At 36.2% G+C, this 10,471-nt stretch carries 9 protein-coding genes; 1 reads left to right on the top strand and 8 read right to left on the bottom strand.

Annotated features, from left to right (window positions below):
* Positions 1-214: 214 nt before the first annotated feature.
* The gene (locus tag N178_RS18035; protein ID WP_045293895.1) at positions 215-2,014 is read left to right on the top strand and encodes a cation:proton antiporter; all 1,800 of its coding nucleotides are present in this window, start codon (positions 215-217) and stop codon (positions 2,012-2,014) included.
* A 27-nt stretch (positions 2,015-2,041) separates the two neighbouring features.
* Here the strand turns inward: N178_RS18035 and N178_RS18030 are convergent, their stop codons facing one another.
* From N178_RS18030 to N178_RS17995, 8 genes are all read right to left on the bottom strand, one after another.
* Positions 2,042-3,418 carry an O-antigen ligase family protein gene (locus N178_RS18030; RefSeq protein ID WP_045293894.1) on the bottom strand — a complete coding sequence of 459 codons (1,377 nt, stop codon included), beginning with the start codon at positions 3,416-3,418 and terminating at the stop codon, positions 2,042-2,044.
* A gap of 25 nt (positions 3,419-3,443) precedes the next feature.
* Positions 3,444-4,946 carry a murein biosynthesis integral membrane protein MurJ gene (murJ, locus tag N178_RS18025; RefSeq protein ID WP_045293893.1) on the bottom strand — a complete coding sequence of 501 codons (1,503 nt, stop codon included), beginning with the start codon at positions 4,944-4,946 and terminating at the stop codon, positions 3,444-3,446.
* Between the two features lie 30 nt (positions 4,947-4,976).
* On the bottom strand, positions 4,977-5,309 hold the full coding sequence (locus N178_RS18020; protein WP_014457712.1) for an EamA family transporter: 333 nt from the start codon (positions 5,307-5,309) through the stop codon (positions 4,977-4,979).
* Positions 5,302-5,637: a DMT family transporter gene (locus N178_RS18015; RefSeq protein WP_045293892.1), complete on the bottom strand. Its 336-nt coding sequence runs from the start codon at positions 5,635-5,637 to the stop codon at positions 5,302-5,304. The genes N178_RS18020 and N178_RS18015 overlap by 8 nt, the downstream gene beginning before the upstream one ends.
* Positions 5,637-7,355, bottom strand: coding sequence for a DUF6020 family protein (locus tag N178_RS18010; protein ID WP_045293891.1), 1,719 nt, complete (start codon positions 7,353-7,355; stop codon positions 5,637-5,639). The genes N178_RS18015 and N178_RS18010 overlap by 1 nt, the downstream gene beginning before the upstream one ends.
* 2 nt (positions 7,356-7,357) lie before the next feature.
* Positions 7,358-8,296: a glycosyltransferase family 2 protein gene (locus N178_RS18005; protein WP_013059871.1), complete on the bottom strand. Its 939-nt coding sequence runs from the start codon at positions 8,294-8,296 to the stop codon at positions 7,358-7,360.
* Positions 8,293-9,393, bottom strand: coding sequence for a glycosyltransferase family 4 protein (locus N178_RS18000; RefSeq protein ID WP_045293890.1), 1,101 nt, complete (start codon positions 9,391-9,393; stop codon positions 8,293-8,295). Before N178_RS18000 ends, N178_RS18005 begins: the two co-directional genes overlap by 4 nt.
* A 290-nt stretch (positions 9,394-9,683) precedes the next feature.
* Positions 9,684-10,469 carry an endonuclease/exonuclease/phosphatase family protein gene (locus N178_RS17995; RefSeq protein ID WP_045293889.1) on the bottom strand — a complete coding sequence of 262 codons (786 nt, stop codon included), beginning with the start codon at positions 10,467-10,469 and terminating at the stop codon, positions 9,684-9,686.
* Positions 10,470-10,471: the final 2 nt, after the last annotated feature.

The following is a 10,471-nucleotide window of genomic DNA, read 5'->3' as shown; positions in this document are numbered from 1 at the left end:
GGCTTTTTATTATTTTATACTAACGTGAAATTCGACAAACACAAGTAAGATACGTGTCGAACGAAGGAAAATAGCTTGGATTCAAAGAGAGGAGATGCGTTTAGCACTTTTGAAAAAGTGGTAAAACAAGGTAGTGTTTGTTTCTCCCTGTATAACATCGGTTTATTTTAGGGAAAATATATACACATTATGCGAACGAGAGAAGGAAGATACAATGGAACCTATGCTTATACATATCACACTTGTAGTGGGACTAGGAGTTCTATCTCAGTGGCTGGCTTGGAGATTTAAGCTCCCAGCAATTGTCGTGATGTCGATTATCGGACTGCTAACAGGCCCTATTTTAGGTTTAATTGATCCTAAAGCACAATTTGCTCAGCTTTTTGATCCTTTTGTATCGATTGCTGTAGCTGTTATTTTATTTGAAGGCAGCTTGAACTTAGACATGAGAGAGGTAAGGGGAATCGAAAAGCCCGTGTTTCGCATTGTGACATTGGGAGCTATGCTAGCTTGGATTTTAGGCTCTTTAGCTGCTCATTATATAGCAGATTTATCCTGGGCGGTGGCAATTGTTATCGGAGGGCTTTTTATTGTGACGGGTCCAACCGTGATTTTACCTCTTTTACGACAAGCTAAATTAAAACCAAAACCAGCAGCGATTTTAAAATGGGAAGGTATTATTGTCGATCCATTTGGTGCATTGCTGGCCGTTTTTTCGTTTGAAATTGTTCAATTTTTAGTGCTGAGAGAAGTGAGTGGAAAAACAATTCTCTTTTTCTTCGTGGCCTCTATTATTGCCGTTTTAATAGGATGGATTCTTGGCCGCGGAATAGGATGGATGTTTCAAAAGGGGCATATTCCAGAGTATTTAAAATCTCCGGTCGTATTTATTGTCGTTATTGCCTGCTTCACAGTAGCTGATGAAATTAAGCATGAAACAGGTCTTCTAGCAGTAACAGCGATGGGGATTACCCTTGCTAATATGCATATTTCATCTATTAGTGATATGCGACACTTTAAAGAGAATATTTCGGTTCTATTAACTTCTACTATTTTTATCATGTTAACGGCTGGACTGACGATGAAGACCATTACTGAAATTTTTCATTGGAATATTATTTTGTTTGTTTTACTTATGCTGTTTATTGTCAGACCTGTCTCCATCTTTTTATCAACGGTAGGGACAGATTTATCTATAAAAGAAAAAATACTGATTGGCTGGATTGCCCCGCGCGGAATTGTGGCGTTAACGGTCTCGAGCTACTTTGCGAAAGTACTAATTGATGAAGGATTTAAAGATGCTTCCATCCTTACAACGCTGACATTTGCTTTAGTGTTTGCTACGGTTTGTGCACACGGTTTTTCCCTTTCATGGGTAGCTAAAAAGCTGGATTTATCGATTGGCGAAGAACCTGGTATTTTGCTTGTGGGAAGCAATGATTTTACGGTTGCCTTTGCTTCAAAGTTAAAACAGCTAGGCTATCCAGTATTAGTTGCTGATTCTTCGTGGGAGCGGTTAAGAGTTGCGCGCAGAGCGGAGGTAGATGTGTATCACGGAGAAGTTCTAGCTGAGCAAACGGAATATCATCTAGACTTAACTCCTTATGAATATGTGATTGCTGCAACTGAGTTAGATGCATATAATGCGCTTGTTTGTACTGCTTTTCTTCAAGATATGGGACGGAATAATGTTTTTCAATTGAGCATTCGTGACCAAGAAGATTCAAGAGAAGATGTCGATGAAATTATGCATACAGTAAGAGGACGTATGCTCTTTAAGAAAGGAATTACGTGGGAGTTTCTGCATCATAAAATGGAGCATGGATATACGATTTACAATACAAAAATCACGGATGAATATACGTATGAAACATATCTTGAGGAGAAAAGCGATGATTCTCTTTTACTAGCAGTGAGTACGCAAGGAAAGGCATTGAGTTTTTTTGCTCATGATCAAGAAATAAACGTCAATGCGGGCGATACGGTATTAAGCCTTCAGCCATTAAAAAGATAAAAAACAGGCCTTTAATGGCCTGTTTTTTTATGCTTGTCTTTGTTTAAAATGAATGACGAACAGATAAGCAGCAGCTGCTGCAAAATAGATGGTAACGGCTGGTGCTGTAAAGACATGCCCAGCTACAAAAGCAATTCCAAGAGCTAATACAATTGCTGTACTATACATCATAAAGCTTTCATCAAGAAGTTGTGATGGCTCTTTAAATAATCGAACCAATACGGTTAAACCAACTACTAGAAGTGGAAGAACCCATAGTAAAAATCCGATGATACCTAAAGAGAAAAACAAATCATAAAAGTCCATTTCAATCATCTTTGGCGGAAGCTGTTTTGTATAGTCACCAGAAAAGCCCATGCCTATCATTTTTCGTGCAATAGGTGCTTTTGCATACTCTTCCTTATGATGAGCTAAGAATTGCTCACGGCTGCTTAGAATCAGATTTTGAATATCTTTGTCATCTAAATTTGATTCCTTTTGTTTTTTCTTTTTAGCAGGCTTTTCTTTTTCTTTCTTTTCCGGCTTTTCTTGCTTTGTTTTCTCTTTTTTAGCCTCTAACATATCGATGTGCGTATATGTGTTTTTATAAGCTGGAGAAATCGGAGTAGTTGCTCCGGTTATAATTAAAAGCAGAATTGAGATTACTAAGTTGGCTTTAATTAAGCTACGTTTATTCGTAAATAATTTGGCAAATAAGACAACTGTTGCTACAACCAAAGAAAGAATAACGGCACCTAAGCCTACTTTCGTTCCAAGCATGATGGACGAAACGGCTAACAAGATAAAAGGAATCCAGTAATAAGCTTTTGAAAACGAACGTACTTTATCTAAAGCTAAAAGCAGTGTGAGAGGAAGCAAAATAGCAATGGTTGCTCCTAGCTCATTCGCTGCATAAAACCAGCCTTTAAATCCGATTTTATTATACTGATAACTCTCTAGTGCTGTACCTGTTAGCATTGTACCGATAAAAACGATACTGATGATGAGTGAAGCAGTCAATAAGTTTTTGCTCAGTATTCTTTTTACATCGACAGACGATCGATAATGTGAAAACATCACAATCATTCCAAGCAGCGTAACGTTCATATAAACAACTTTATTGAAAAATTTAATTTCTTGCCCAATATAATAAGGATCTTTCCATTGATGATTTAAGTAGATATTGAGTCCAAGAAAGAGTGCAAAAACAATAAGATAGATAATCGAATATCTAGCCCATTTTGATTGTTTGGCAAACACTAAAAGTAGGACACCTGCAAAAATCATATATAGAAAGCGAATAACAACCCCAATTGAGAGACCACTATCCATGTTCAAAACCATGTACGTCGTTAGCATATCAATAATCGGCTGAATTGAAATAAAACCAACGAACAGAAAAAATAACCAGTATGTGTTCTTCATATAGTACTCTCCTGTTTTACGTGAATTAACGTTTTCTTTTAACTAAAAGCATAACACCTTCTACTTTGCATAATAGCGTCGACATTAAGTATACTAAACCACCTGCAATACAGACAATACCAAATCGTAAGATAACATGTAATGAATTCAAAAATGCGATGTCCTTTAAGAAGAACATGACGATAGCAACAGGTACGGAAGCTAAAAGAATTTTTCCTGTTTCTTTCACTAGATATCCGTAATGGAAGTGATTGATTTGTTTTGCCAGCATAACGAATACGATGGCCGTATAGAAAAAGGCAACCACTGACATGGAAAGTGCTAATCCTTGGTATCCCATAAATTTAGTGAAAATCATGTTAAAGATGATATTTAACACAATGGATAATAAGCCTGCTCTCATAATAAGATAACCTTTTTGAAGAGAATAAAATCCTTTTGCAAGAACAGCTTGCAGCGAATAGAAAAACACCGAACCTAGGTAATAATAAGATACATCCGTTGTTTTTAACGTCGAATGTGCGTCAAATGCACCGCGCTGGTAAGCAATCATTACAATGTCTTTCATATAAAAGATCATGATAACAATCGTCGGAATCAGCAGCATCAGCATAAACGTAATCCCTTTTTCAATTCCCGATTTAAAGCGCTCTTCATCTTTTTCAGAAATGGCTCTTGCAATCAGCGGATAAATAATGGTTGCGACCGTAACCCCGAATATTGCCTGGGGAATACTTACAAGTCTGAAAGCATAATTCAAGTATGAAATAACACCTTCGCCAAAGGAACCAGCAAAGAAGAAGTTTACAGTTAAATTAATTTGACCGACCATAATGGTTACACCAACAGGGATGAATACTTTATAAAAAGCCACTACTTCATCACGGTCAATTTTTTGCTTCCATAACAGCAGGTGCTGCGGTTTAAAATAGACAACTTTAATTAAGAAAGAAGCAATTGTTCCTACAAAATAGCCAAGAGCAATTGCGTAGCCGCCCATAATTGAATGTAATAGGATTGTACTTAAAATCGTAAATAGTACAACAACCGTTTGAGAAAACACAGAGAAAGAATATTGACTTCGTGCATCAAATACACCTTCGTATACGGCATTCACTCCAACTAATGAAAGAGATAAGAAGTACATAACGCCCGTATAAATTCCTAGTTCAATTGCTGCTTTGGAAAAATTAGAATACGAAGCGGGAAAGTAAAAGAAAGCAGCAATTGATCCGAGAACCGAAATAATGAAACAAATAAGAAAGGTTGATTTAACAATATTAGTCAAATGAACCTTTCCTTTATTTTCTTTTTCATAACGTAAATAACTAGGGATAAACGCATCCTTCATCCCCGTTAACATAAATAAAATAAAAGCGTTTGGAATAATCATTGCTGCGTTGTATGAATCGACGATATAACTTGTACCGAAATAGTTAGCAATAACTAAATCACGAATCATACTAGAAAATTTCAAAAATAATGTTGATATGAGCAGTAAAATGCTCGCGAATTTTAAGTTTTTCATGCGAAACTCCTACCTTTTCAAGTTATCTCATCAACTATTAGCAATAAAGAAGCATCCGACAATTAGAAGAATACAGCCGATAACTTGTTTTGTTGTAACTTTTTCTTTAATTAAAAAGTAACCGAAAGTTAATGTCCAAATATACGTAATAGACGTGAGCGGAAATACAATAGAATAAGGTAACAGCGTTAAAACATACACATTAAGCAGAGCTGCTGCCCCGTAAAAAAGGCCGCCACCCACAAAACAAATGAGCGCTAGCTTTATCTTTTTTTCATTTAAATACGTAGAAATATACTTGAAAAAGACAGCTCCAACTGAACCTAAAAGAGTCATAATAATTAAAAGTGGGATACTATTCATCTTGGCCACCTACTAAAATTACACCTACGATAATAATAAGAGTACCGACCAGCTTCATAAGGCTAATGGTTTCATTTAATAGAAAGAAACCAAGAGCGATGCTGATTACATATCCTAGGCTTAAAAATGGATGAAGCAAGGAAACTCTTTCAAATTTAAAAGCGGCAATCATAAACACCGCTCCTAATCCATAAAGGAAAAAACCAATAATTAAATTTAAGTTAAATGAAGCTTCGGACAACTTCCAAAAAAGTTGTCCAACAGCTGTAAACAGGGAAGCCACGATAATGAGCGTGATTCCTAGCTTTTTGTTGTAATTGCTCTCCATCAGGAGGTCACATCCTTTTCTTTCTGATCAAATCGGATAAAAGGAAGACCAATAAAGAAGAAAGACACAAATACGCTTGCTAATAAATATCGAAAATCTTGAGCCGGCAATGCTGCAAGAACAGAAAGCGTGTTAAGAGCCCACGGAATGACGATAATAAGTGACGTAATTCCTCTTCGAACCACTAGCATTAATGAAAATAATAAAATGACACAGTGATAAAAAGCTGGTTTCCATAAGAATGTAAAAACAGGGTGCTTAAAAATAGCTAAATAAGCATTAGCAGTATGTGTAATAAAAGGCTCGATTACTTTATTTTTAAGACCTAAATCATTGCCGTAATAAATGTTGGTTACATACGTATCCGTGTAGCCATCTTTAAAAGGATTGATTTGCCATACTAAAGCTGTTTGTTTGAGAAAGCCTTCCGTGGCTAGATAAGGATTTTTGATGACAATGCTAGCATAGTTCTTAAAGTAAAGGCCTAAATCATTAAAAATAAATTCGCGGTCATAGTATTTCCACGTGAATTTAATGGGATCACTTTTGTATGGATTATACTTTTCTTTCCACAATTCAATAGGGAGCACTTTATTAAAATATTCGCGCTCTTCTTTTGACATCTCCCCATCATTTGAAATGATGTTTGCAATTTGTTGAGTTGGAATAGACAAAGCTTCATTTGGATCTGAAGGTTTTACATCAAGCCACGTGAACACAGGTCCTGTAACAATCTTTTGTAAAATAAAGACGACTAAAAAAATCGTGACAAGAGGTTTCCAATTTTTTCTGAATAAGACGATCATTAAAAGGAAAGTCAAAACAAATACAGGAAAACCATTATGTCTAAAGAAAGCTACTCCAAATGCGGAAAGTAAAAGTAAGAAAAAGCTCGCTTTACTTTTAACCCAAGCACCTTTTGACAGATAAATTTTTGCAATGTTAACCGTAAAAAACAGCAGAAAAGCACTGTATAAAATGTCTTTCCAAATAATAATTGAAAAGATTAAAAAGCTTGGAATAATGACAATAATAGCTGTTAAAAGTCCAATCATAACAGGATGTGCTTTGCGTTTAATGAAAAAGTCAAACGTATAGGCGTATATGCTCACTACAACAACAATTTGTGTGAACGCTACAATGCCTGGATTATCCCATATTTTTGTCAGCAGCATAATGAGCCACGTAATCATAATAGGGTGCCAGTCGTTAAATTCTCCGTTATGTGCCTGTCTCCACTGTGCTAATGAATCGGGAGTCATGGCCGCTGGGAAAAAGGCGAACCAGTAATATAGACTAACGGCTAAAATAAGAATCGTAACAATTCCTAGATACCGCTTTGGGTGTGCAAATGTATAATGAAAATCGTTTATCTGTTTGATAGCGCTGAGTACAGCGGCCGTCAGCAGCATTGCCAATAAAGTACGGCTGATGGCATACAAAACGAGTGAAAAAATAGTTGAGCTCGTCATATGTAAGTTATCTAAAAGTGAAAACTGTACGATAAACGAAAAAACAATCAGCAATAGCCATTCTAGCGGTTTAAATGAAGCATAAGCTCTATTTTTATAAATAAAAATAGAGCTTATGCTGGTAAATACAAGTGCAGCAAAAAGGGAAAGATAGTGAACACCGTCTGGATTACCAATACTTAAACCGATAAGAATAATTAAAGCTGTTACTATAAGCAGTAAAATACTTTTTTTATTCTTCATCATTGTTATTCTCCTACTTGTTCAATCTGTTCAATTTTTTTATTTAGTTCTAATTCATACTGCTTGCGATTTAATGAAGCGATTGTATCTAGAATTAATCCACAGACGAAAGATAAAACACCTAACACCATCAATCCAGTTGCTAAGATAGATGAAGGTACTTTCGTAATAAAGCCTGTATCAAAAAATTCATAAAGTACCGGAGCACCAACAGCTAATCCTGCGACAATAAACAACACTGTCCAAATGGAGAAGAACTGAAGCGGCTTGTACTCTTTAAATAACGTAAAAATCATTCGTAACACTTTAAATCCATCAGAGAACGTATTAAGTTTCGATTCGCTGCCCTCAGGTCGATCGCGATAATCGATCGCGATTTCTTTTAGGCGGAATCGTTTATCTAACGCATGAAGACTCATTTCTGTTTCAATCTCAAATCCCGGACTCATCACAGGAATTGATTTTACAAATAATTTATCGTACGCACGATAACCTGTCATGATATCTTTAATGTTACTTTTGTACAGGCCGTTAATTAAAGAACGTACTAAGTTGTTACCAAAATTATGGAAAGCACGTTTGTTTTCTTCGAGATACGTTCCGTTTGATAAGCGATCTCCAATGACCATGTTAGCTTCTCGATTTCTAATAGGCTCAATTAATTGATGAACAAATTCTGCAGGATACGTATCATCCCCATCTACCATGACATAGCAATCTGCATCAATTTCTTGGAACATTGAACGTACAACGTTTCCTTTTCCTTGCTTGAATTCTTTTTTGACGATTGCGCCGTGTTCAAGTGCAATTTCACTTGTACGATCTTTTGAATTGTTGTCGTATACATAAATATCTGCACTAGGCAGTTCGCGTTTGAAATCGTCAATTACTTTTCCAATTGTTACTTCCTCGTTATAACAAGGAATTAAAACTGCGACTTTCATTTTTCCACCTCATCAAAAAAAATTGTTGGGAGCTGTTCAGCAATTACATCTACTGTGTAGCGGTTTGCTGTTTGTAACGCCTGTTGAGACATTTGCTGTTTCACATCTTCAGGAAGATTAATAAAAGCCTGTAGCTGTGAAGCTAGTTCGTCTACATTTTTAGGCTCAAAGAATAGACCATTCTTTCCGTCTATAATGTAATCTTTTAGACCACCAATCTGACTCCCAATCACGGGTGCTCCGCAAGCCATAGCTTCGAGGCCGACTAAGCCCAAACTTTCTCCTTTTCTTACGGTCGGAAACACGAATGCTTCAATCGCATTATATACGTAAGCAAGAGAAGACTGAGGGAGCAGAGGGAAATGGATGACTTTTTCCTCTAGACCTAGAGTCTTGATCATTTCCTTAAATGCAGCTTCGTCTTTTCCGCTTCCAACGTATAGGTATTTGTAAGAAGAGGGAGTTTGTTGTTCAGCTTTTGCAATTGCTTGAAGGTAGTATTCCCATCCTTTACCCACATCAATGCGGCTTACACATCCAATATAACGGATAGTAGGGTCCAAGTTTAATTCTTGATAAGCTTGGCTTTTATCTGCATAAGGATGAAACAGATCTTTATTCACTCCTCCGCTTGGAAAAATATAGATTGGGTTATGAATCTTATATTTCTCTTCAACGAGCCCTTTATAGTAGGGAGAAGGAGTAATAATTTTAGTGGAATGGTGCAATAAGTCATTTACTCTAGGCTGATATTTTTCCTGTGAAGCTACTTCAGGTACAACATCTGAACCATGCACGTTTGTCACAATCTTCACATTCTTCTTTAGCTTTTTGAGAATCAGCAGCGGAAGAGCATTATGAGATGCATAATGTACGTAAAGATAGTCGTAGTTTTTTGTTAAGCCCGTCACAATGACATTAGCATAATGAGAAGCATAGCTAAAAAGCTTGCTCAATTTGCTTGTCTTTTTTTGCATGACAATTTTATCAACTTGAATATCATGTTGAACTAAAATTTTTTCAGTGTTTTGAACAAATACACCATAGCTCGGGAATTGTTCAGAAGGATACATATTTGAAATCAACAAAATTTTCATGATTGTTTCACACCTATTTTTCTTTATTAGTTTATGATAATGACAACGGGTGTTCATTTAAATAGAGCTTACATGTATCATCTTACTATTAAGTTGAGCGATTTCATTGATAAACATGCAAAAATGGGTTGCATATCGTCAACATCACAATATTATAGCACACCTACTTTTTAAAATGCGAAAGTTTATCGGACACTTCTAAAACGATAGATAAAGCAGTAAAGAAGATGATTTTCACATAATCATAATCACAAGAAAAAAGCGAACGCTATTCGTTCGCTTTATGTCACTTATTTCACTTCAACGCTTACCCCAAAATGGTCAGAAACAACGGGATAATGGATGCCGTTAAAAACTACAGTCGATGATTGAATATCCTGCGCATGACTCGATAGAATTAGATCAAGGCGCAGTGCCCGTTCATTATCATCCCATCCAGCAATGTTCCCTTTAACTGTAATACCGCTATCTTTTTTGTTCGATAGAGTATACGTATCATAGAGGCCTTGACTCAACAGGTAGTCGTAACCTTCATTTCGTCTATGAGCGTCATTATTAAAGTCTCCAAGTAGGAAAAACGGGTTATCTTTGTGTACATGAGCCAGCAGTGTATCAACTTGCTGCTTGAATGGCTCTTCCTCGTCATCCCACCAGCCGAGATGACAAGAATAAAACGTAAGGAGCTCTTTTTCATATTCAATTGTTGCTCCAACAATTCTTCTTGTTTTCCAATAGTCAATATTTGACGTCTGTGAAACAAAAAATGAATGCTCTTCAATAATCGGGTGTTTCGTTAAAATGGCAATTCCTTCTTCATATACTTCATAGCCTATATGAGATAAATCCCATACCAATTGATAGTCTTCACCTTGTTTACCCAGTTCTTTTGCTAAAAGCCAAGCGTAATTATCGCTACGAATGTAGTCATGTACATAAGGTGCGTCTATTTTTTGGCTTACTTCCTGTAAAGCAATGACATCATATTTTTCTTTTTTAATTACTTCAGCTAGACAAGATAACTTGTCTAGCTGATTTTCCTCTTGCCAAGAGTGGCAATTTAACGTTAATAGCTTCATTA

It is taken from the genome of Priestia aryabhattai B8W22, assembly GCF_000956595.1.
In the GTDB taxonomy this organism is placed as follows: Bacteria; Bacillota; Bacilli; order Bacillales; family Bacillaceae_H; genus Priestia; species Priestia aryabhattai.
Note: the sequence above shows the minus strand (reverse complement) of the source record. Positions and strands in the feature narration are given on the sequence as shown.